The sequence below is a fragment of the Nostoc sp. DSM 114161 genome (assembly GCF_052692665.1).
Map to the genome: position 1 here is coordinate 5,813,048 of NZ_CP195141.1, position 23,255 is coordinate 5,836,302.

Here is a 23,255-nt window from a genome sequence, read left to right on the forward strand (position 1 = left end):
AGATAACATCATGAATGCATATCAATCAGAGTCAGGCAATAGTTCTACTACTTCTTCGCAACTGAATTTAGAGGCTGATGTTCTAGTCATTGGGGGCGGGCCATCAGCGACTTGGGCGGCTTGGAATGCTGCTGCCCAAGGAGCAAAAGTGATACTGGTAGACAAAGGCTACTGCGGTACGAGTGGAGCGACAGCACCCTCTGGTACTGGTGTTTGGTATGTGCCTCCCGATCCACAACAACGGGAAGAGGCTATGGCTAGTCGGGAAGCTTTAGGAGGCTATCTGTCAGAACGCTCGTGGATGGAGCGCGTATTGGATCGAACCTATACAAATCTGAATAAACTCTCAGATTGGGGCTATCCATTTCCTGTGGATGATGAAGGTCGTCCCCATCGGCGATCGCTCCAGCAAGCTCATGATTACATACGGCTAATGCGTAAAAAAATTACCAAAGCTGGCGTAAAAATACTCGACCACAGTCCAGCTTTAGAACTACTGGTAGACGCAGCAGGCGCAGTTGCTGGGGCGCGGGGGATTTGCCGCCAAACTGGCGAACGTTGGCAAGTTAAGTCTGGAGCAGTGGTAATTGCTACTGGCGGCTGTGCCTTCCTGAGTAAAGCTTTAGGCTGTAACGTCCTCACAGGAGATGGTTATTTGATGGCAGCTGAAGCTGGTGCCGAAATGTCAGGCATGGAATTTTCCAATGCTTACGCCCTATCGCCGGCTTTTTCCTCAGTCACCAAAGGAGCTTATTATCGTTGGGCAACCTTCTACTACGAAGATGGCACAGAAATTGAAGGTGCTGGTTCCCAAAGAGGGCGATCGATTATTGCGCGTACCCTGCTCACCCAACCCGTTTATGCTCGTCTGGATAAAGCAACTCCTGAAATTGAAGCGATGTTGCGGACTATTCAACACAACTTCTTATTGCCATTTGACCGCATGGGAATTAATCCCTTCACCCAACTTTTCCCTGTAACTCTGCGTTTGGAGGGAACGGTACGCGGTACGGGTGGAATTCGGATTGTTGATTATAACTGCGCTACCACCGTACCCGGACTTTATGCTGCTGGTGATGCTGCAACGCGAGAATTAATTTGTGGTGGCTTTACTGGTGGTGGTAGTCATAACGCTGCTTGGGCAACCTCTTCGGGATATTGGGCGGGTGAAGCAGCAGCAAACTACGCCCGTCAACTCGGAACTAAAGCTAATCAACGCTTTGTGCGAGGACTGGGAGAAACTGGGGTAGCTTCCGAAAAAGGTAGCAACAACAGTTTTGTTCCCTCAGAAGTAACTAAAGCAGTCCAAGCCGAAGTATTCCCCTACGATCGCAACTTATTCCGCACCGAAAAAGGATTGACACAATCCCTCGATCGCCTACATCAGTTGTGGAAAGAAGTCCGCAACACCCAAGCAGTGCCAGAAAATCAAGCTGTCCAAGCTAGGGAAGCCACTGCAATGCTAGCAACTGCCAGGTGGATGTACGCTAGCGCCCTTGAACGTAAAGAAACTCGCGGGATGCACAAACATCTAGACTATCCAGAACAAGACCCGAACCAATACCACCGCCTACTGAGTGGTGGTCTAGATCGAGTCTGGGTCAAGCCCCAAAAACTACAAACTGCCGTTAAGGAAAAGGAGCTAGTAACGCTGTGATTGAGCTAGTTAGCGAATCTCGCTGTATTAAATGTAATATTTGCGTTTCCGCTTGCCCCACCAACGTTTTTGACAAAGTGCCAGACGGGCCGCCAAGGATTGCTCGTAAAAGCGACTGCCAAACCTGCTTTATGTGCGAGTTGTATTGTCCAGCCGATGCCCTCTTCGTTGCCCCACAGGCAGATGAGTCCGTCCCAGTAGACGAACAGGCTCTTATAGAAGCGGGATTTTTGGGCGGATATCGGGAAACCTTGGGCTGGAAACCTGGAGGCACTCCAGCAGGCGTGAGAGAACAATCTGCCCGAATGTTTATTGGTCGGAGCAATTTACCTACTGATTCTCAGGGTAGAATTCTGCCTTGGAGCAGCCAGCCTAATTCCCAGCCAAACTAACTAAATGAGCGCTTATAGATCCCCGACTTCTTGAAGAAATCGGGGATCTGACCGCTAGCGATCGCGATTTTATGGGAGCCTGCCCTTTATTTACACCCTTTACTCAGGGAATTATTGCTCTGGTGTAACCAACAAAAGACAAAAAACGATCTCAACTCTATCGATTTGAAATTGTTAATTATAACATTATTCTCTAAGTCTTTAAATTTGATAACTATACTTGCAATAATAATTATTAGTTTGACTATCAGAAAATAGTTAAATAAAAAATTATGGCATTCCCAATTTACTAATTTATTAATTTATTTAGGAGATTTTCAAATTTAGTTATTATCAATACTACACTATGAGATTAATTAACTGTAACCTAAATAATTGTGATGATAGCAAGCAAAAATTTTTTAACTTTTGATTCCGGCTGAAAATTATACATTAATGTATTTTCAATGGTTTGATTTTCTATAGTCAAACCAAAAACGCCGAAATCATTGATAACAAAGTTCTTCATTGCTGTCATGCCGAAAAAATGTCGCCGTCAGGCAAAGATTAGCTATATTTAACCGACTAGCTAGTCAGTTTCTAGCTAGAGAAATCAGCAAAGCTTATTTAATACTTAAGTTGACTAAGCAAGCTGATATAAACATTCTCAAGAAGGCGAATTTGCAATACAGCTATATTAGTGGAGAAAAAACCAATGTTTTTTGGACAATTTGAAAGAGAATCTTTATATGGAGAAATTTGGTCAGTTTGGCAAACAACCAAATTACCAGAACATCTACAATTATTGGTCGACCGAGAGCAAGTAAAATACGATATCTGGGAATTGCAAAGCCAAAAGCCTGATTCTAAGACTACTCCTGTCAGTGGCGATCGCACTTCTAGCGATTCACAAAATATTTGACCCCACGCTTTTTGAATTCATACTGCAAACCTATTGAGCATCACATAGCAAGAGAAGGAATCAATAACGATGCCACACCTGTTTGAACCATTCAGGATTCGTGAAGTTACTTTTCGCAACCGCATCGCCGTTTCACCGATGTGTCAATATTCAAGTACAAATGGATATGCCAACGATTGGCATATGATACATCTGGCTTCTCGTGCAGTTGGCGGTGCAGGTATAGTGCTAACAGAAGCAGCAGCTGTGGAACCACGCGGACGTATTAGCCCCCAAGATTTAGGCATTTGGTCAGATGCACACATCCCAAGTTTAGCCAGGATTGTGGGATTGATTCACAACTTTGGAGCTGTTGCAGGTATCCAACTTGCTCATGCAGGCAGAAAGGCCAGCACCGCCAAACCGAGTAAGGGAGGAAAAGTACTCGACGAATCTCAGGAAGGTTGGCGTCCCTTGGTTTCCAGCAGTGCGATCGCTTTTAGCAAAGATAGCCCTGTGCCCGAAGCCCTAAGTATTGAAGGAATTCAAGAAGTTATTGATGCCTTTATTCAAGCTGCTAAACGTTCTCTGCAAGCCGGCTTCAAAGTTATTGAAATCCACGCTGCCCACGGTTACTTGCTGCACCAGTTTCTCTCACCCCTTTCTAACCATCGTGAAGATGATTATGGTGGTAGCTTTGAAAACCGTACTCGTTTGTTAATAGAAGTAGTTCAAGGAGTCCGAGAGGTTTGGCCTCAAACACATCCACTTTGGGTACGCATCTCCGCCACTGACTGGGTAGACAAGGGTTGGGACATTGAGCAGAGTATCGCTTTAGGTGACAAACTTAAGTCTCTAGGAGTCGATCTCATCGATACTTCATCAGGGGGGCTAATTCCAGGGATCAACATCCCAGTTAAACCTGGTTATCAAACTCAATTTGCCGAACGCATCCGCCGTGAAGCTAATATCTATACAGGAGCCGTAGGGTTAATTACATCTCCAGAACAAGCTGACGAACTGATTCGCAAAGAAGCAGCTGATATAGTGCTGTTGGGACGCGAACTACTCCGCAATCCTTACTGGCCGCATTTAGCAGCCAAACAACTCGGACACGATAAACTTTGGCCTGTTCAATATGACCGCGCTTGGCTGTGATGCTATCTGGGGGCTGGGTTGCTAAAGTGAAAATGCGATCGCCTTAAATATTAAACCTGAATGGACAGTTGCTCATGACAGATCGTATTACTTTGGTTAAAAGTTTTAATTTATACCAATTTCTGATGAATACTATAATAAAATCTCTCAATGTAGGTTGGGTTGAACGGCAGTGAAACCCAACATCCACACAGATCGAATGTTGGGTTACCCTACGGGAAGCCGCCCTACGGGCGTCTACATTCCTCAAACGCCACTTGCTTTAAGCCGGGAAACCCGTCTAACGCAGTGGCTCCCCAACCTACAGATATTATAAGTGTTTAACCGAACCTGATATTACTATTGGACTTTGGACAAAAAACTTGTTAAGCATTCAAATCTAACTGTGGAAAAAGTGCAACTTTTAGCCCGAATGTCATTATAAAGCTAGTAAATCTTCGTAGAAAGCTCCAAATCGATTTTGAGGATGAACTAGGTGTGTTTCGAGTATCCAATGCCGTTTATTCCCAAAATTATCAGGAGCGCTCATCGGTCTAATGTTTTCTGGGCAGATATAATCAAATTTAGTATCTCCAAGTATTTTTTCATGGGGGAAAAGCCCAATTAAATGACCTGAATGGGGTTGCGAACTCAACTTCCAATCGTTTTTCTCGGCCTGATATTGCATATATTCGTAGAGTTCCTTGCCAGTCATATCCTGATTTTGTAAATAATAAGCTTTGCCTTGGAGAAACAGGTGCTCACAATCATTGCATATCCTAAATTTCTCAGGGTCAATATCTGTTCCTGGCACAATTATGGTACGTCCAAGATCCACTTCTACACGAACAGAGGAATCCACATCCATACAAAGAGCGATACCCAGGTCAAAAAAAGCTATATCTCCTGAGTTAATCGCATTATTTGTAACCTTGGCACTATAAGGATTAATGGTATCTTCGCCTACACGCAATATTTGTTTATGCCAGAATCGCGGTTTTTGACCTGGTGGACAAAGCACTTGTGCAATTAATTCGTGAATCGCCTTTTGAATTGTTCCAGTTTGAGATTCAGCTTTTACTAGTTGAGATTCGATAATCTGCTCGATAAGCAACAGGGCGCGATTCCGAGCGGAAATTAGCTGTTGTGCCAAGATGGAGTCAGTATACAAAGAATTATGGCCTTGCATAATGGTGGGATAAATTGAGGTGACCAGGGGAGACATTTTTCGGCGGTTTTTATTTGGAAATCCCTTATTTTGCCCGACTACTGATGACATTCTGGCGTACTTTATTGGCTATGAAGCCCAAAAGCATCAGACCGAGTACAAACACTAAGCCCCAGCTAAAAGTACCCATAATTGCAACGACGAGAATCAAGGTAAAGCCACCAACTAGTTTCTGCCACCATTTTCGAGTGAGTTTGAGGTAGGCAATGACGCTTAAGGCATTCACCGCGAAAAAGCCTTGCCCTGCTAACCCGAATAGAAGGCTCAAAGGGAGTATACCTAAAAAATTTAGTATGGTAGCGATCGCAAAAGCAAAGATTGTCCAAGCAACTGCTACACGGGGTATTTGAGAACGCGGTTCAATTTGGCTCAGCCACTGTGGTAGTAATCCCTCACGCGCAGAAGCAAACACCAAACGAGAAGATGCCCAACTTCCCCCAATCAGATTTGTGGTAACAATCGCTACTCCAATGAGGGCAACTATCTGACCGCTTGTCTTTCCAAATATGGAGGCCAGCATCGCCACGATCGGTGCGGTTGTCAAGCTCGTGTCGTTAGGTGATAGGGTAAACTGGACAGCCAGAGCAATTGTGATGTAAAGTGCCACAACAATAATAAAGCTCACACCAACAGCCACAGGAAAATCTCGCTTGGGATTGCGGTATTCTTCAGATGTGAATGACAGCATCTCAAAGCCAGTGAAAGCAAAAAAAAGAGTTGCTAAAACAGGAAACGTGGCATTCAACTCTACTAGAGGAACGATACCTGTACCTACATTTATATTGCCAAATACTAGCGTGGCAATAGCCGCAGTGGCTACCAGTCCGACGAGGAAGAAAGCTAAAAACTGCTGAACGCGACCCGATATCCTTACGCCCTGATAATTTACATAACCTGCGAAACTAATGATTGCCAGCGACGCAAACAGCGTACTCAATCGTCCTCCCCCTACTGCTGCTGCAAAGTAGTTTCCGCCGGTAACTGCGATCGCTGGGCCACCCATCAAGAATGTACCCAACAGTAAGGCTTCGGTAGCTGCGGCGATCGGTCGTGAGAATGCTGCTTGCACAAATCCAGCAACACCCCCAGCACTGGGAAAATTTGCACCCAAATAGGCAAAGATTACAAGCAATGGCACAACCAACAAAGCGTTCAAGAGCCAAGCGTAAACAGCAGCGCCACCGACTTGTTGATAAGCAATACCAGGCAGCACAAGCAAACCACTACCGACGACAGTAGTAATAGCTAAACCAATAGCCTGACCAACTGTCAATGTTTTTGCCAGCCCAGTCATTTTATTCTCCTCCTTTTCAATCTCTTAATGTTCGTATCCCAATACGCTTGGGTTAAGCTTTTCTCTCCCCTTCCCTAATACCCGTGCCTTTATTTTTGTACCAAAAAATTATTTACAGCATCTCCAAACTCTATGGGTAACTGATGATGAAAACCATGAGCGGAGTCTGGGTAAATCATTAATTGCGCCTGAGGAATTTCACGTTCCAATACATAAGAATTTTGTATTGGTAGTGCAATATCATACCTTCCTGTAGCAATCAGAATAGGTTGTTGTATTAGTTTTAGCTTGTTGAAATAGTTTTCTTTGTTCTCAAACCAGCCAATGGCGGCAGAAAACTGTGTTTTCCAACTATCCGTATTTACGAGTGGCTCAATATCTGTTGTTCTCTTTTTGATTCTTTGCAGAGATTCTAAACCTAGTTTCCTACTATTGCTAGAGTTAGCAAAGAACATCTTTAAATGATCCTCATCTGTATAATTTTCTTTGACAGCAATATCTTTAAATGCTTGAGATACAGGTACAAATTCCGGATTTCCAGGTGCTGTAGATGCTACTAAAACCACGCGACGTATGAGTTTTGGATATTTAATAGCCATCGTCTGAGCCACCATTCCACCAAGCGACCAACCGAGAATATCTACTTGTTCGTATCCCAGCGCTTTTATGAAATGTTCTGCATCAACAGCCATGTCTGTGATTGTAGAAGCAACTTTTCCATTAGAGGAACTAATGCCCGTATTGTTGAAGAGAATCACTTGATGGTTTTGTGCTAGACGTTCCAAAAATAAAGGATCCCAGTCATCCATCGTACCTCTGAGTCTTTGAATGAGCAGTAGTGGACGACCGGTGCCGAGTATTCGATACGCAAAATTATGTCCATCACTCTTTACATAAAGTGTGGGAATATCTGTTGCAGATAATTGATTTTTGGTGACATTCTTCACAAAAGGTCTGGGAATATCTGTTGCAGACACCTGATTTTTAGGAGCATTAACAATCATAAAACTTGCCAATATTCCCACTACAAAAAAGGCTAACAAAGATTTTCGCAAATTAAATATTTGCATAATACTCCTGCAAAATGTTGGCATACATTTAGTTTTTTTGCTGCTAGAAATCGTAATATCGCGCATTTAAATTGCTGGAATTGGGCGGGCTTTTCGGCCCACCCTCGCAAGACTTTCAGTTAGTTACAGGTACGATAGCTTTCAGCTTGTCCTTCATTGCAACCAATCTCTGGAGCCACCAAAATGTGACGGTGTTTGAACACAATCGGCGTTGACTCTGCTTTAGGTATAACGGCTATTGCAAGATTATGACGCCAGACCAAAGGCATAGCATGTTGCTGTAACCGTTGAACGGAAACAGCCGAGTTATGCCAGGGGCAAACGATCGCACTTTTTTGACAATTAAAGTACCCTAGATGAAGCGGCCCGCCTCGATGAGGACAATTATCTGTCACTAAGAATGTGCGATTGTCCAAGGAGATGAGGAAGAAACGGCGATCGCCATGAATCAGGAAATTTGATTGCTGGGGATCGAATTTTATGACAGGCATTTTTGATAGTCTCCGATTGAATAGATGTTGTACACACATTCTTCGGATTCAATGATCGCTCCGTGGAGTCGATTGTGCTGAATAACCGTGCCTTCGCCAGCATTGAGTATTGTATAGCGATCGTCACCAGTAACGAACTTCATCACACCAGACTCGATGTAACAAAGCTCATCACCATCATGAACGTGAGTAACTGACAATTCACCGCGAGGCTCAATAAACTGCTGCATTTTCGGATTGATGCTACCATCTTGAATTTTCTTATAGACCGGTAATGCTAAGGCTTTGTACTTCAGTCCGTCGTCAGCCCAATGCACTTGGTCGATAAAATCGCGATCGGCAATTTCGGATATGAGCTTGGCTTCCTCAAAACCCCGCAAAATATCAGGAATTATTCCTTCGCCATAACTGGCGATCGCTGGCTTAATCAGTTTTTCCAGCACCATTCGACTGTGATGGCGATCGATATGGACATGTTCTAGAAAATAACGGTTGTTAATGGTTGAACCAAATATTTTCTTCATTGTTTTAGCAGCTAGTTCGCAGAATTTGATAAAAGTGGTTTCTGCGTAAAAAATAGCTCCTAAATAGCGGAAGAATTTCGAGTGGTCAGTGCAGATGTAATTAAAGTAATTATTTAACATCAGTGAAGATGTTAAATAGAACTGCCAATAACTATGTGGTGTTGATTCTAAGCCAACGCTAAGAAGTGTTTCTTCAAATAACTTACTATGCTTTGTCTGATGAACACCGTAGCCGTATTCATCAATCACAACCTTAAATAGCTCTGATTGCAGAGAGCCATAGGAACCCAAAATATTCCTAGACATTGCTGAAGATTCTACTAGAAAGTCCCCAGCTAATTGGATCAAAAAGGTTTTGACAGCATGGACTGGATCTGTGGAACCTTCGATGGTTTCCATTACCAAATTAGTTTGTGTGTTCTTGACAGTTTCAGCATATTCTTGGAAATATTCCTCAACAGCAGCAGCAGTCCAATTACCAGTCACAGATATTTCGCTATCAAGGAATGAGAAAATGTAGCGTTCTAACCAAGGTCGGATAATATGCCCCAAAGTCATAATTTTGGGGTCATAAAATTTTTCAAAATCTTCGCGTTTCCGAACAAAATCATGTTTTGGCAAGAATACAAAATTGCTTTCATACACAGTTAGCAATGTTCGATTAGCAGTCAAACTATTGTAAGTCAGTAAATTATTTCTATCCAGAGGTTTTGAAAAGTCCAAATGATGGAAAATATGCGGCCGCAAGGTTCGACGATAAGGATTGTCTTCCAGCAACCATTCCTCTGTATCTTTAAACAGATTGCATTTGCCATATTCAATTAAACATGACTTGAAAAAATCATAGTCACTAATTTTCAGAGCAGCAGAGGTTTCTTGTGAAAATCTAGTTTTTGTTTGCATGATGTACCTAACCTACTGAATCTAAATAGAAAACTAACAGTTGCGTTGACTTAAAAAACAAGGGAATCAGAGGATATTTTAAAAGTTGAAGTCATTCAAAATGCGATCCAAATAATCGCTATATAGATAACAGCCTCCAAAATTTTGCACTCCTAAGGAGGCTGGGATCTTAATTTTGATCTTCACCCTGATAGCTTGGTTTTATAACAGTATTCCTCTTTTAAAACTTCCTCTTATTTTTCAGTACTTTGTTCATCTGAAAATCAATATTGGTATCACTTTGCCGAACGGTTAATTTCAACACTTCGCCCCGTTCAACAATCATCGGTTTTTCAAAACATTGTACTGCTTGCATCCAGTGTGATTTTTCGTTATCTACTGCATTGGTCAAAATAACTCCATTACCTAAATCTAACTCAAACCAAAAAACAACACCATGAACAATTCCCTTGTGTTCAGCTTCTACAGATATTTCTTTCTGACGCGATTTCAAAGGATCGACTCGGAAATCGAATTCAAATGCTGTAGTGGGTTTACTTAACAAGCGATGCGGCCAAATCCACAGCCGAACTGGGAAATACCCGGCTGTAGAGAAGATATTGAATGGCGAAACATCAAAATCAGTTGCCTCGGATGCAAAATTCAGATTATGTACTAAACTGCTCTCTAACAAGCTAAACTTAACTACTGCTTTAGCTGGAATAATCGTTGCATCTGGAGTCAACAATGCTTGCCGAGCGTGACGAATGGTTGGCAATATACCTTCACCAACAAGCCCACAATCAACAGTTTCAGTGATTAAAACATCGGCTCGTTTGGCTAAATCTAGACCAACGACAAGATTATCTGACTTTTTCGGGACAATTTTAATCCGGTCTTCAAATCCATTGATACCAATAATTTTATTAGCTATATGTGCGATTGGTTGCATCATTTCACAGGATGTCACATAACTAGCTCCATGACGAGCAGCCATCATTGCCAATAATCCCGAACCTGCTCCAATATCTAGCACTGTGCAATTTGGACGCACAACGTGTTTGATGGCAGCTTCAAATGCTTTATTGCGTTCCACATCATTAAGCATGGCAAAGTGCCAGCGTGGAATTAGCTTCCGATAAACCTGACTGAACCCAAGATGCAAATTTATCTTCGATTTATCAAAGGCCAGAATCTTTTCCATATCCTCCGACATTTGCTGTAAGAGGGCAAGAGGTATCAGGCTCTGTTGTTGTAGCTGCAACGTGTCAAAGGTTTCTATTTCTAAATCGAGTTTTTGGTCTTTTTTGACAAAAGATAAAGTCATATCGTTTGACCTCCTAATTAAAGTTGTTATAGGTAATGTGATTTAACAAAACGGAATTCAGAGTAAAGCCGCAGATGTTTCCGTTGCTTTGGTCAGAACTCTCTTGCTTGTACTGTATGTAACTCGCGGATTGAGTAGCGATTCGCTGTGTCCGAAAGCCGCTGAATAGATGAGTTTAAGTCCCCTCGGAAATTTTCAATTCGCTGGTTTACGATTAGTGGGAGATTTAGACCCGCCATTAATTGATTGTGAATTCTGTATTCTTCTTCAAGCACTCTTGAAAAATAAAACCTCAGATACTTATACTTTTAGGGAGCAAGTGTCCGATGGATAGGAGCGATCGCAACTATCTAACAGTATTGCTATTACTCCCTCAAATGCCATATTTGGCAGAGATGATGCGTGAATATGGTGCAATACCCAGTCTGGTTAATTCCCGAAAATTCTTCAAACTTGTCTATACTTAGTCATCAACTTCTAGTATTACAGCACTTGAGTGCTGGAGTAGTTGAAGGAAAGAGTGTAGTTGGTGGGGTCGCCATTAACCTGATAAGCTTGCAAAAAGTAGTTACCAGGAGTATCTACTCGAATACTATCAGTCTGAGTACCTGGATTTGTAGACCCTAAAATTACATCGTTTTTATCTACGATGCGATTTCCGTTACGGTCTGCAATCAATCGGATATCGACATTACCATCTACCGGATTCAGGACAATATCGGTAGCTTCAAAACTGTCAACAGAGAAAGCAAAGATATCAGAAGTGTCATTGTTGCTGATGTTAGCGTTGATGGTGAGACTGCTGGATAGGTTTCCGAGAGGGATTTCATTCAACAGCAGATTACTGGGATTAGCAGTAGACAAGGATAAACGGTAAGAAACATCACCTAAACTATCTTGAGCAGAACGGCTAACTTCCGCAAAATATGTGCCTGAAACTAGATCGCTAACATTGATTGAGTCATCTACATTGGTTCTGCGAGCAGCAATTGAGACAAACACATCATCCGTGTCTGGTTCAAATGTCTTGTCACCATCGTCTCGAAAAAGTCGGACATTAGCATTATCCCCTGCACTGATATTAGTCAGAGCTAGGTTAATATTACCAAGAGTTTTAGTATCGAACACATAGATGTCTTTCGGATCTGTTGAAGTCAAAACACCATCGCGGGCAACAGGGTTTTTTCCCAGTTTGCCGAGACTTATGAGATCCTTTTTTTCTCCCTTAGTCGGTACAGCGCCAGGCGTGGTGAAATAGTCAAAAGCAAGATTATATTTGGTCGAGTCAGCACCAGCTTGATAAACTTGCAGTAAGTAATTACCAGCAGCATCTACTCGAATACTATCAGTCAGAGTACCTGGATTTGTAGAACTTAGGAGTACATCCCCTGGATCAACGATGGCATTTCCATTCACATCTTGAATCAGTCGGATATCAGCATTACCACCTTGTGGAGTCAAATTTATGTTGGTTCCTTCAAACTTATCCAGAGAGAATGCATAAACATCAGCAGTATCACTATTGCCTACATTACCAACGAAAGTTTGACTAGCTGATAAGTTTCCAACGCGGAATTCAATGGGTAGAAGGTTGCTAACACCAGTATTAGACAAGGATAAACGGTAAGAGGCGTCACCGAAACTGCCTAGATCGAAACGACTGACTTCTACAAAATAAGTGCCTGCTGCTTGATTGGCTACGGTAATTGAGTCATCCTGATTACCTGGCCGAGGGCCTGCTGAAATGTATGCATCACCTGATGTTGGCTCAAAAATACCGTCACCATCGTCTCGAAACAGTTGGATGTCAATATCATCGCCAGCAGTGATATTGGTCAAAGCGAGGTTGATATTACCAAGACTTGTGGTATTGAATACAAAAACGTCACTAGAGTCTGTTCCGGTGAGAGTGCCATTGCGGATAATAGGGGTACTACTCAAATTACTCAGAGTAATAGGAGCTTTGACAAAAGTGAATTGGTCTAGATTAGTCAAGCTGACATCAGAAGATGATATACCCTGTAAAATAGCAATTAGTTCTTGTGTGGAAGAATCGTTAAAAAATATTGCTGTACCCGATGGTAGTCCCGTGGGAGACGAACCTAAAGAATAATTCTTAGATGAACCTGACAATTGGATTTTGTCTACTCCACGATTGAGGTTGTTGTTAACCAATCCAAAGTCCGTAATCAGTGCGTAGTCTTCAGTTCCTAAAGATTTCGGATCGCCGTTATCGTAAAAAACAATATTCTTATTATTTAATACTTGCCCTAGAACAAATATGTCGTCATTTTGATTCCCTGTAAGGGTATCAATCTCACCTCTACCAAAATTTAAATTTGGCAAAAAAGGATCGACACCAATCAAACGGTCGTTACCTAGACCACCAGACAAAGAGTCGTTGTTAGCGCCACCAATCACAACGTCGTTACCAAGATTACCTCCAACAACGTCATTACCAGCACCACCAAAAACGGTATCGTCACCACTTCCACCATCGAGAATATCATTTCCGATATCTCCGTTTAGTTGGTCATTGCCGTTTTCACCAAACAGTTGGTCGTCACCATTGCCGCCAAACAATTTATCATCTCCTAGACCTCCTCTAAGGGTGTCGTTTCCCGATCCTTCATTAGTAGTAAAGTCGCCAATGATAGTATCATTTCCATCATCACCTAAGAGGTTATCATCACCGTCTTCACCGATAATAATGTCGCTACCTGCACCACCGGCAACCGTGTCATTTCCTACACCACCGATTAAAAGGTCATTTCCTGCATCTCCATTAACTAGATCCTCACCAGTTCCTGCAAGAACGAGGTCATCACCATTACCTCCGTTGGCTGTATCATTCCCACCAAGAAGTACGATGCTGTCATTACCAGCTAGTCCGGAAATTTCGTCTGGATTATTAGTTCCTAGAAGCGAATCATTGTCGGATGTGCCAACTACGGTGTTTGTTGGAGTGGTGATTTCTGTGAGAGTCTTGACTTGGTTTGTTGTCGAACTAGATTTTGATGCTTGAAGTCCTTGTTGCTCTAATTCCAAAGCAATTTCTAATCTAGATTTTACCTTTGCCATATTTTTCCTTCTGCGTTTGATGAATGTTATCTATGTGAATCGAAGTCATTCGTTCATCTGCACTGGGTAGTACTAAAAGGAACTCCAATAAATCATCCAATCATGTGGGGTGGGTCACAAAGCCCGCCCTATGGACTCAGGCGACGATACGCCACCCTATATGGGTTTAATTGGATATTTTTTTGATTTAGAAATTCCTAACCAACCAAAATTTGTTGGGTAAGGCAACCTAAAGAATTTGGAAGCACAGCAGAAGTTGGAGAGTGAAGAATTACTGAAGAATAATTCTTTTTCTTCCCCTGTTTGTGCCACCCATTTATATCTGCATAGCAAACCACTAATTTACAGCTATTTTCAGATAAATAGACCACGCTTTTCGGGCACAGCAGTGCTGTGCCCCTACGACAGATGTGGTTCAAATACATGAAAACTGCTGTAGTTAGTACAAAAACCGGAGTGTCAGTAATCAAAGGACGCAAAAATTTTGACGACAAACTTCAATAACTGTCTTAAACTCAGATTTTTTTCTAAATCATCAATTCTGGTCAGTCTACGGGATCGGAAGACAAAACCTGATGTCATTTATCAGGATGATGCCAAGAGAAATGTAAAAGTTATTTACACTCTTTTTATTTCCTTAACTTCCGTATATACAACACAATAACTCTTTATCTTTCTGAAAGCAAGCACTATTCCTCGGAAAAACTTTCCGAAAGACTCCGAAAATACCGTAAACATACCAGTACACTAGAGTATGAACAGCAAATTTTTTTTGAGTGATGTTCCCACGTAATTTTTTAAGCCAGATGGCTCACGAGCGCGAACTGTCTCCAGAGCAAGAGCAAGTTTTTTTAATGCGAATGGGAGACAATGAGAAATATGAACGTATAGCTGAGCATTTGCTTACATCTCCAGATGCGTGTTTGAAGCGGATGGGTCAGATTTATAAAAAGTTTAATATTGTTGGTAATAGCCGAGGTAAGGAAAATCGACTGAGAATTTTTCTCATTAAAGAGTTAGAAAAATGGCAGCAATTAGAAGAACAGACAGAGCAATTTTCAGTAAATACTCAGCTAGCTAATATTCCCCATCCGGAAGCTGAGCATAATGTTACGCCAGCTAAGCACAAACCCTCAGTTTTGCAAAACTTACCCGCACGAGAATGTAGGGCTTTCGTTGGTCGCAGCCAAGAAATTGCCCGACTGATGGAACTTCTAGATTCTCAGCATTCTGCCCATTTAATCAGTGTGGATGGCATTGGTGGCGTAGGTAAAACAACTTTAGTAGTTGAGGTGGCTTATCGTTGTTTAGAAGCAAGTCAGCATAGCAATTTTCCGATTGTGAGTACTCCCACCTTTGAAGCCCTTATTTTTACTTCTGCTAAACAGAATCATCTCACCGCAAATGGTTTGCTACCACGATTGACTTTTCAGCGCACTTTGCGGGATATCTGTCGGGAAATCGCTTACACTCTAGATTTTTTGCAAATTACCAATGTACCTTATCAAGAGCAAATCGAGCTAATTCGTCAGAAACTATCTCAAATCAAAACCTTACTAATTGTCGATAATCTAGAAACTATTGAGAATAAACAGGAAGTTCTTTCGTTCCTTTACGATTTACCGCCTACCGTCAAAGTTATTGTGACTACTCGCGAACAAGCTCTGTTTGTACCCATTCGTTTGGATTGTCTTCCTAAAGAACATGGTTTGCGCCTAATTCAACATGAAGCCAAAGAGAAAAATTTAAACTTAAGTGCTGAACAATCTCAGCTACTTTTTGAGGGAGTGAGCGGAGTCCCTGCTGCCATTATTTACGCTATTGGTCAGATGGCAGCAGGTTACTTGCTCCAAGATGTGCTGTTACAAATTAAGCAACCCGATGGGGATGTTGCCGGTTTTTGTTTTGCAGGTTGTGTCACTCCATTGAGAGGTACACCTACCCACTATTTGCTGATGACGCTGGCTTTGTTTGTGCAGCCCGTCACCAGAGATACTGTTGCTCAAGTAGCTTTCGATCGAGTGAACCCGATCGCAATATCTCAGGGATTAGCTAAATTGCAGCAACTTTCTCTGGTCTATCAGCAACAAGAACGCTACGGTTTACTTGAGCTAACCCGCGAATATGTCTTAGCAGAGTTAGCTGTTCATAATGAGTTTGCCCAAAAGTTAAGGGAACGATGGGTGAATTGGTATCTGCGATTTTCGGAGGCATACGGAGGCACTAATTGGAAGGAATGGCATCTTGGCTATGGATATTTGGAAGTAGAGTGGGAAAATCTGAGAACTGTTCTGGAATGGTGTATTAGTCGAGCTATGTACTCGGATGTGCGAGCAATGTGGCGACACATCAAAGGCTATATTCATATCCGAGGCTACTGGGATGAGCGTTTAGATTGGACAGCTTGGTTAATTGAAACTGCCAAACAAGTTGGTGATTGGTCTTTTGCAGTAGAGGTGATGAGCGATCGCGCTATTACATTGCTGAATATGCGTCAGACGAGGGAACTACAACAAGCAGAAGTACTTTTAAAAGAAGCTTGGAATTTACGCCACCATCAAACCATAACATTTCAGTTAGAGCTAGCAAGAAATATGGTTATCCTGCATATTCATCAGCAACAATTAGCGATCGCTCAAGAGTGGCTCACCAAAGAACAAAAACTTTTAAAGCAAGCTTCCTTGTCAGATTTAGAATGCCGAGAACAACAAGTTCATATTCTTTATTATCAAGGACAAATATATTTCAAAAATAATAACTATCAACAGGCTCAGGCCATTTTCCAGAAAGCATTAGAACAAGCTCAAGCCTTAGGATGGCAAAGAGCTACCGCAGCTATCCAAAATTGGTTGGCAGACATTTCCCTCAAACTAGGGAATATAGGCCAAGCAAGAGAAATCTTGAGCTTGAGCTTTCCGATGGCAGAAAGACATAAAGATCGGCGTTCTATTGCTTTTCATAAAGCGACATTTGCCAGACTAGAAAAATTATCAGGGAATTTGGCTCAAGCTCAACGATGGGCAAAAGAAGCAGCAGAGGTTTTTGATAGTTTAATGATGGTACCGGAAGCTCAAGAAATGCGCTCTCTTGGTAGCTGACTTTTCACAGGATAATATTGTTTGCAAACCATCTGTGTTCCTTACCGCCTGTGAAAAGTCTGTTTTTTTAATTAATAGTCAATAGTTGGTTTTTTGGTAAGGTAAGACAGGCACTGCTTTGTCTTGAAAGGCTGGAGCACATAGGCAAAGTCTCATAAGATGTAGTCTGAGAATTTATATTTTTACAAATACCTAATTGAATAACTTTATCAAACAAAGCTTGAGTTAGAACAAAACCTATGTCTTGATTTTGGCGTTCAGAGTTGTTATTACTACCTATAGAAGAACGATGATGTAAAATATAGCCGTATAAATTATGACAATCCTGAATATATTGATAGGTGTCTAGTAAAATATGCGTGTGCCAAACTCCATCAACTTCTTTAGTGGGAATCAGTTCCATATTGGGAAAAAGGAAGTGAATGCACAAGAACATTTTATAATCTGCGATCGCCACTTCTGTTTGTTGGGCTGTCCAGCCATACCCATTTTCTGATGACATCAGTTGGTCTGCGATCGGTTTCCAGTCAAGTTTATTCACTTTATTTAAAAAAGTGACAATCTTCATAGTTTTTGTCCCTCTAACAGAATTAATAAATTTGCAAGAAATCTTGATTGTTCAACCTCAACAATCAAACCTCTATTTATTTATCAATCTCTCATGAGATTATTATGTAAATAAGAAGGCAGTTCTTGGTAGAGGAAAACTGCCCATACTCTAGAACTGCCGCGATCGCTAAATATCATCAACCATGAACTAGGAAATCTGATGGACTAATTCCCAGGTGGCGGTGATATCGTGCTTTTGGCTTATTTTAAGTAAGTTGTAGTTTTGTTGAGAAAGATGCGGGTAATGGATAGCCTTGGTAAGGGGAGGGGCTGGGGGTGGGGTGTTAGGGACTTTTGCACTCTTACTCCATGAGTTGCACGCACAAGGAGCACTGAAAATATCTTGGTTTTCCCAGTCACCAGTACCCAGTCCCTAGTCCCTATTTTCAAGCTAGGTCTAATAACTAATAACCAATGCCCCATGCCCTATGCCCCATGCCCCATGCCCAACTCTTGATAAAACTCTAATTGCTGTTTAGCTAAAGCTTTATTTGTGTATTTAACCATTGCTTTTTGATAACCCATTTCCCCAAGACTATGAGCAAAATATGGTTTATCCATTAATTCAATTAAGCAATTAGCCAGCGCTGGAGCATCTCCTTCAGGAAAAATTAAACCAGCATCACCAATTACATGGGGAATTTCACCGGAATCAGAACCAATCACAGGCACTTGACAAGCCATTGCTTCAATTAACACATGACCGAATTGTTCTTTCCAACCAGCAGATGTTAAGGTTTTAAATTTGTAAGTTGTTTCTGAAGGCAGTACCAAAGTGCTCATTAAATTAATATAGTTCGCCACCCGATCGTGGGGAACGCTTTCTACTAAAATTAACCGTTCTTCAATATTGTTTTCTGTCGCTATTTTGATTAATTCAGCTTTTAATTCTCCCCGCCCCAATAAAAGCAATTTCCAAGGTTGATTTTTTAAAGTTACTAAGGCTTTTAAAAGCGTGAACAAACCTTTTTCTTGGACAAAACGACCGACAAAACCTACTACAAAATCTTCTTTTTCAATACCTAAACTTGCGGCTAACTCTGGTTGTGCTTTGGGAGTAAATAAACTTTCATCTACACCCAATTGCGGCATGACTTTAATTGGCCCTTGATATCCACGTTGCCGCAAAATTTCTGCGCCATCTTGGTTACCAGAAATAATGCCGTGGCTTTGATTAAGGTTATATTTTTCTAATAACGCAACTGGTAATTTTAATTCGTATGGTAGGTTCCACCACGTAAAAAATACATTTTTTGCTTTGAGTCCTAATAGCTTATTTAAAGCAATCATCTGAGTATAAGCTAATCCCCTAGACCCTTGTTCTACCTGGATGATTTCGGGACGAAATTGTTTGAATAAAGATATCAAATCAGCACCAAAGGTTAGAAGTCCCTGATGATTTTCGCTGAAGTTAGAAACCGGAACTATTTTAAATGAACCTTCATCGCGATATTCAGTTTCAATAATTTTGTTTTGTACGCCGCCAGGATTCCAACGTTTTGGAACTACAACTGTTACTTCAATGCCAGGTTGTAGTTGAGATAAAGCACGTAATTTTTCACAGTTGAGGTCTACAATATAAGTGTGACTAGCAACTAAAATTTTCATTGTTATTTGTTATTTATCATTGGTCATTAATTATTAGTCATTAGTCATTAGTGAAAACTAATCTCCAATGCCCTATGCCCCATGCCCTATGCCCAATACTTATACTTTTCCATCGAAACGAGTGTAAATTTGGCCATCATTCCATACTGATTGGATGACAGTACCCAAGGCTTTGAAAAAACCCAAAGTGTAAAAAATACCGCGAGTGGCAATTTTGATGGGGGAACCACTTTTGTGGCAAGGTGGGCGTCCCAAGACGTGGCAATCAAATAAACGTGCGTATAGGCGTAAAGCTTGGGTAACTGTGAGGTTTTTCAGCCCCATTAAGAAATGATTGTGGTAAAAGGTGAGTTGATATTTGAGCGATCGCATACTAATATCGTGACAACCACCAGTCTCTTCACCTAGATGCACCAAATGAGCCTCTGGATCGTACCAAATCTTATATCCCGTCTTTCGTACCCGCAAACAAAAGTCTGATTCTTCCCGCACTGCACTACCCCGAAATCTCTCATCAAAACTCAGTCCGTGCTTAGTAAAAATTTCGCGGCGAAAGGACATATTGCAACCCCTTGCTGTCAGTACTTGTTGGGGTTTTATCGTATGTACTAAATCAATATGATACCAAGCTATTCCTGGGTCCATAGCTTCGGGAGGTAAATATTCAATCTCTAAATCTCCTCCAGAATCGCCCAGTTTCATCCTGTCGAATACCCGTCCAGCAACAGCCCCCACTTCTGGGTTTTGGAGATAATTTTTCGCATGGGCTGATAACAATCCAGGCGTTAACTGAACATCATCATCAATAAATAATATTATTTCACCAGATGACCGCCGCACAGCATAATTCCGCGCCCCTGGTAAACTCGCCCAATCTAACCGCAACCATTTAATTTTACCTGCTGCCGCCATTTCCTCAAGATAGGCTTGAATTTCTGGTTGGTGTTTTGCGGTTTGGTCTACCACCAAAACTTCAAAATTGGGATAGTCTTGTTTGAGTACATCCACAATACTATCCCGTAGCGGTTCCTCCCGACCGTATGTCGGAATAACCACTGTAATTAAAGGCAAATTATTCATAATTTTAGTCATTAGTCATTTGTCATTGGTCATTAGTTTTTCCCCGCGTCCCCGCGTCTCGTTTATCCCGCTGCTGCTGCATATAAATTATCAAATAACTCATTTTGCTTTTCAGAGTTATGCAAAATTTGTGCTTGAGCTAATGCTCCCGCACTTAAAAATTCATAATGTTCTCGTTTATCGCTTCTATCAATAAATTGCATGATTTGTTGTAGTGCTTGTTCTGCTAAATAGTCATAGGTACTATTAAGAACTTCCCAATATTCATTAGTTTTAGTTTTTTCTCCATGTAACCAATTAGCCCAGTGTCTAATATCGTTGATTGGTAATTCTAAAATATAGCCATTTTCGTTATGACGAATAAACTCTGGTAGGGCGCATATATTTGTTGTAATTGCCGGCGTCGCAACGGAAAATCCTTCGATGACACTAAAGCCATAAGTATCATGTAATGTAGGCATTAATTGAAAATGGCTTTGGGATAGTAACTCAATAACTTTGTCGTTAGGAAGATTTTTATGGAAGACAACGTTACTTAAATCCAGTAACTTTAAATCTTCTAAATATTTGGTGGTATCGGGAAAATCTGTAGGTACTCCTGAACCATGCCCTAGTCCGGATATTATATGGATAGTAACAGGTAAACCTAATTTTTCAGCTTTCTTTGCTAGCCTTAAAGCAACGACTCCACCTTTTCTTGCAATGTGGTGTCCTACAAAAATAAGCTGTAAATTTTGGTCTGGTTGATAAGTTTTTGCTTGGTCAACTCTGGTACGAAAATTTGGATGAATTACATCCAATTTCTTAGTTAAGCTCTCTTCTATTTTCCAGCCTTCTATTCGCTTAAGGAACCTGATTTTAGCATAATCCGACATTGCTATAAGTTTTTGGCAATTATCTAGTGCTAAACGATTGTTTAATAATTCATAAATTACTGCTTCGCGTTTATTTTGAGGATTTCTATACAAAAAACGGTGATCTTCAAATGTGACAAACCAAGGTTTATTTGTATATAAAACTCTGTTAAAAGAATGAACAACCTGATATTTTTCCCATGATGGTTGCCAAGCGAAAAAACTTCCTAAAGGATACCAAAGTTTTTCTATAGGATATCTACCTGTAGGAAAAGATTTGGCATGGATTAGTTGGTGCCTAGAATTACGTGGTAAATTAGGAATTCTAATGTGATTATTACCACATATGATAACTTTTGCCATTTTTCTCTGATTTAAATTGTTTTTAGACGTTTTTTCTTGTTTTTTGGGTTGGGGTCGGCATCTTCCTTTTCTTGTTTTTCCAGTTCTGGCAATTTAAAAAGAACTCCCGCAAAAAACCAATAATAGACAGCAACTGGATCTACATCCAAGGGATAATAGTAGGTGTTGTAACTAATAAACAATATAAACACCCATAAAGCTGCTCCGTAACTGCGGAAATTACGGTTTTTTATCGAACGATAGGTTTTAAAGGCAATAATTGTTAAAGTCGTGACTAAACCCAAAAATGCTAGTACTCCAACAATCCCAATTTCATAAAGTACTTTGGGGTAATAAGTTTCTACCAGCTTAGTTTCGCCCATTGTACGGGCAGAGTTAGTTGCTCTACCTAAGCCACTACCTAAAGGCCCGTCTACGTTTTTCCAGTTTTCTTCAAATTGCTGAACGATAAAATCTTGGGGTGGTGAAGCTTCCCAACGACTGGTAAAACTTGCGGTTCTCTCTTGGACGACAGCAGGGTTAGTTACCATTGCTACTCCCAAAATAAAAGCTAGTCCTATGCCTATGGGGATAAACCGTTTGAGGTTGCCAATTTGACCTGTGAGCAATAGCAAAATTCCAAAGCAGGTTGGTACTAAAGCTAAAGCAATTCTCTGTCCAGAAATGACAGCATTGATAAATACTGAACCTAAAGCACCTAAGCTGACTAACCGCCAAATTATTGAGGGGTCGGTGAATCCAGTAGCAAAGGTAAAGAAGGTGCTGGAAATCAAAAACCATGCCCATTGCCAAGGGGCAACAAATGTTCCTGGTAAGCGAATAACTCCTTCTTCAGGACTATATAGTAGTGCTCCACCAAAATAACACCGCGCTTCTAGTGATGTGACAAATAGAGCATTTCCTTCAAGACCTCTAGTGCCTTTACATATACCAGTGAATAATAAGAAATATTGAATAAATCCCAGCACACAGCAAATCAGTATGAGGGAAACTTGGAGGCGCGATAACAATAAAAAATCTCGTTTATCGCGAATTAAATAGTAAGCACAAGCAATCAAAGGTACATAACCTAAAAGTACTTTCAGTCCCAGAATTCCCATACCTAAAGGTATTTCTTTGGGCGCCTTTTGTAAAAGTCCGACACTAGGGGGGTTAAACTGCTGTCCGCCATTAACAAACAACAGCGTTAACACACAGCAAGCCAAAACAATATAAAGTGGAGTTTTAATTCCAGAGGGAATAATCATCGGTAGCCCTTGTTTGCGGCAAGTCTGCCAAAGTCCAATGAGTGCTGGAACGTAAAAAGCATCTTTAGCTAATTGCAGTACCGGACTATTGCCCAGATAGTAAGTAATAGTACCGCCCGCAGGTACGTAAATGATGAAGGCATATAGGGCTTGGCGGGGATATTTGTAAGAAAGGGACATGACAATTATCCCCAAGACACCAGGAACTGCTGCTTTAATTCCAGCTACGAAAAAAAGTACGATACCCAAGAAGACACCGCCACAGGTGGCGGTGGTGAGTAAGCTGGTGAGTTCTTTACGCGCTTGGGCTGCTTTGCGCTTTTGGGCTAACTGTTCTTTAAGACTAAGGGTAGGAGCTTCTGGCTTTTTTGAGCGTTTAGATTTTTTCTGCTTGGGTTTTGCCATTTCAGGGGTGTGGAGAGTAGGGACTGGT

General features: G+C 41.3%; 17 protein-coding genes. 5 read left to right on the forward strand and 12 right to left on the reverse strand.

Annotated elements, in window-relative coordinates:
• The first annotated feature begins 10 nt into the window (after window positions 1–10).
• The 4 genes from NSTC745_RS24725 (at window position 11) to namA (ending at window position 4,087) form a co-directional block, all read left to right on the forward strand.
• Window positions 11–1,657 (forward strand): FAD-dependent oxidoreductase, encoded by a 1,647-nt coding sequence (locus NSTC745_RS24725; protein ID WP_445633321.1) that lies wholly within the window; start codon window positions 11–13, stop codon window positions 1,655–1,657.
• Complete coding sequence (locus NSTC745_RS24730) at window positions 1,654–2,049, forward strand: 4Fe-4S binding protein (RefSeq protein ID WP_445633322.1); 396 nt, start codon at window positions 1,654–1,656, stop codon at window positions 2,047–2,049. Before NSTC745_RS24725 ends, NSTC745_RS24730 begins: the two co-directional genes overlap by 4 nt.
• Before the next feature lie 694 nt (window positions 2,050–2,743).
• Window positions 2,744–2,950 carry a hypothetical protein gene (locus tag NSTC745_RS24735; protein WP_445633323.1) on the forward strand — a complete coding sequence of 69 codons (207 nt, stop codon included), beginning with the start codon at window positions 2,744–2,746 and terminating at the stop codon, window positions 2,948–2,950.
• Between the two features lie 69 nt (window positions 2,951–3,019).
• A complete protein-coding gene (namA, locus tag NSTC745_RS24740; protein WP_445633324.1) occupies window positions 3,020–4,087 on the forward strand; it encodes an NADPH dehydrogenase NamA in 1,068 nt (355 codons plus the stop codon).
• 418 nt (window positions 4,088–4,505) lie between these two features.
• Here the strand turns inward: namA and NSTC745_RS24745 are convergent, their stop codons facing one another.
• The 7 genes from NSTC745_RS24745 to NSTC745_RS24775 all read right to left on the reverse strand — a co-directional run bounded on the left by NSTC745_RS24745 (window position 4,506) and on the right by NSTC745_RS24775 (window position 13,963).
• Window positions 4,506–5,345 carry a M24 family metallopeptidase gene (locus NSTC745_RS24745; protein WP_445633325.1) on the reverse strand — a complete coding sequence of 280 codons (840 nt, stop codon included), beginning with the start codon at window positions 5,343–5,345 and terminating at the stop codon, window positions 4,506–4,508.
• Window positions 5,320–6,588, reverse strand: a complete 1,269-nt coding sequence (locus NSTC745_RS24750; RefSeq protein ID WP_445633326.1) for an APC family permease — start codon at window positions 6,586–6,588, stop codon at window positions 5,320–5,322. The genes NSTC745_RS24745 and NSTC745_RS24750 overlap by 26 nt, the downstream gene beginning before the upstream one ends.
• 89 nt (window positions 6,589–6,677) lie before the next feature.
• The gene (locus NSTC745_RS24755) at window positions 6,678–7,658 is read right to left on the reverse strand and encodes an alpha/beta fold hydrolase (RefSeq protein WP_445633327.1); all 981 of its coding nucleotides are present in this window, start codon (window positions 7,656–7,658) and stop codon (window positions 6,678–6,680) included.
• Between the two features lie 119 nt (window positions 7,659–7,777).
• Window positions 7,778–8,149, reverse strand: a complete 372-nt coding sequence (locus NSTC745_RS24760; RefSeq protein WP_445633328.1) for a Rieske 2Fe-2S domain-containing protein — start codon at window positions 8,147–8,149, stop codon at window positions 7,778–7,780.
• Window positions 8,137–9,576 carry an iron-containing redox enzyme family protein gene (locus NSTC745_RS24765; RefSeq protein ID WP_445633329.1) on the reverse strand — a complete coding sequence of 480 codons (1,440 nt, stop codon included), beginning with the start codon at window positions 9,574–9,576 and terminating at the stop codon, window positions 8,137–8,139. Before NSTC745_RS24765 ends, NSTC745_RS24760 begins: the two co-directional genes overlap by 13 nt.
• A gap of 220 nt (window positions 9,577–9,796) precedes the next feature.
• Window positions 9,797–10,882 carry a 50S ribosomal protein L11 methyltransferase gene (locus NSTC745_RS24770; RefSeq protein ID WP_445633330.1) on the reverse strand — a complete coding sequence of 362 codons (1,086 nt, stop codon included), beginning with the start codon at window positions 10,880–10,882 and terminating at the stop codon, window positions 9,797–9,799.
• A 483-nt stretch (window positions 10,883–11,365) separates the two neighbouring features.
• Window positions 11,366–13,963 carry a pre-peptidase C-terminal domain-containing protein gene (locus NSTC745_RS24775; protein ID WP_445633331.1) on the reverse strand — a complete coding sequence of 866 codons (2,598 nt, stop codon included), beginning with the start codon at window positions 13,961–13,963 and terminating at the stop codon, window positions 11,366–11,368.
• 779 nt (window positions 13,964–14,742) lie between these two features.
• On the opposite strand from NSTC745_RS24775, the gene NSTC745_RS24780 reads away from it, so the two are divergent.
• Entirely contained in the window at window positions 14,743–17,061 is a 2,319-nt protein-coding gene (locus NSTC745_RS24780; protein WP_445633332.1) for an NB-ARC domain-containing protein, read from the forward strand.
• 67 nt (window positions 17,062–17,128) lie between these two features.
• Here NSTC745_RS24780 and NSTC745_RS24785 read toward each other — a convergent pair whose 3' ends face one another.
• From NSTC745_RS24785 to hpsL, 5 genes are all read right to left on the reverse strand, one after another.
• Complete coding sequence (locus tag NSTC745_RS24785; protein WP_445633333.1) at window positions 17,129–17,629, reverse strand: glycine-rich domain-containing protein; 501 nt, start codon at window positions 17,627–17,629, stop codon at window positions 17,129–17,131.
• 467 nt (window positions 17,630–18,096) lie between these two features.
• Window positions 18,097–19,278: a hormogonium polysaccharide biosynthesis glycosyltransferase HpsO gene (gene hpsO, locus NSTC745_RS24790; RefSeq protein WP_445633334.1), complete on the reverse strand. Its 1,182-nt coding sequence runs from the start codon at window positions 19,276–19,278 to the stop codon at window positions 18,097–18,099.
• A 99-nt stretch (window positions 19,279–19,377) separates the two neighbouring features.
• Complete coding sequence (gene hpsN / locus NSTC745_RS24795) at window positions 19,378–20,358, reverse strand: hormogonium polysaccharide biosynthesis glycosyltransferase HpsN (protein ID WP_445638679.1); 981 nt, start codon at window positions 20,356–20,358, stop codon at window positions 19,378–19,380.
• A gap of 62 nt (window positions 20,359–20,420) precedes the next feature.
• Window positions 20,421–21,575: a glycosyltransferase family 4 protein gene (locus NSTC745_RS24800; RefSeq protein WP_445633335.1), complete on the reverse strand. Its 1,155-nt coding sequence runs from the start codon at window positions 21,573–21,575 to the stop codon at window positions 20,421–20,423.
• Between the two features lie 11 nt (window positions 21,576–21,586).
• On the reverse strand, window positions 21,587–23,227 hold the full coding sequence (gene hpsL, locus NSTC745_RS24805; RefSeq protein WP_445633336.1) for a hormogonium polysaccharide biosynthesis protein HpsL: 1,641 nt from the start codon (window positions 23,225–23,227) through the stop codon (window positions 21,587–21,589).
• Window positions 23,228–23,255: the final 28 nt, after the last annotated feature.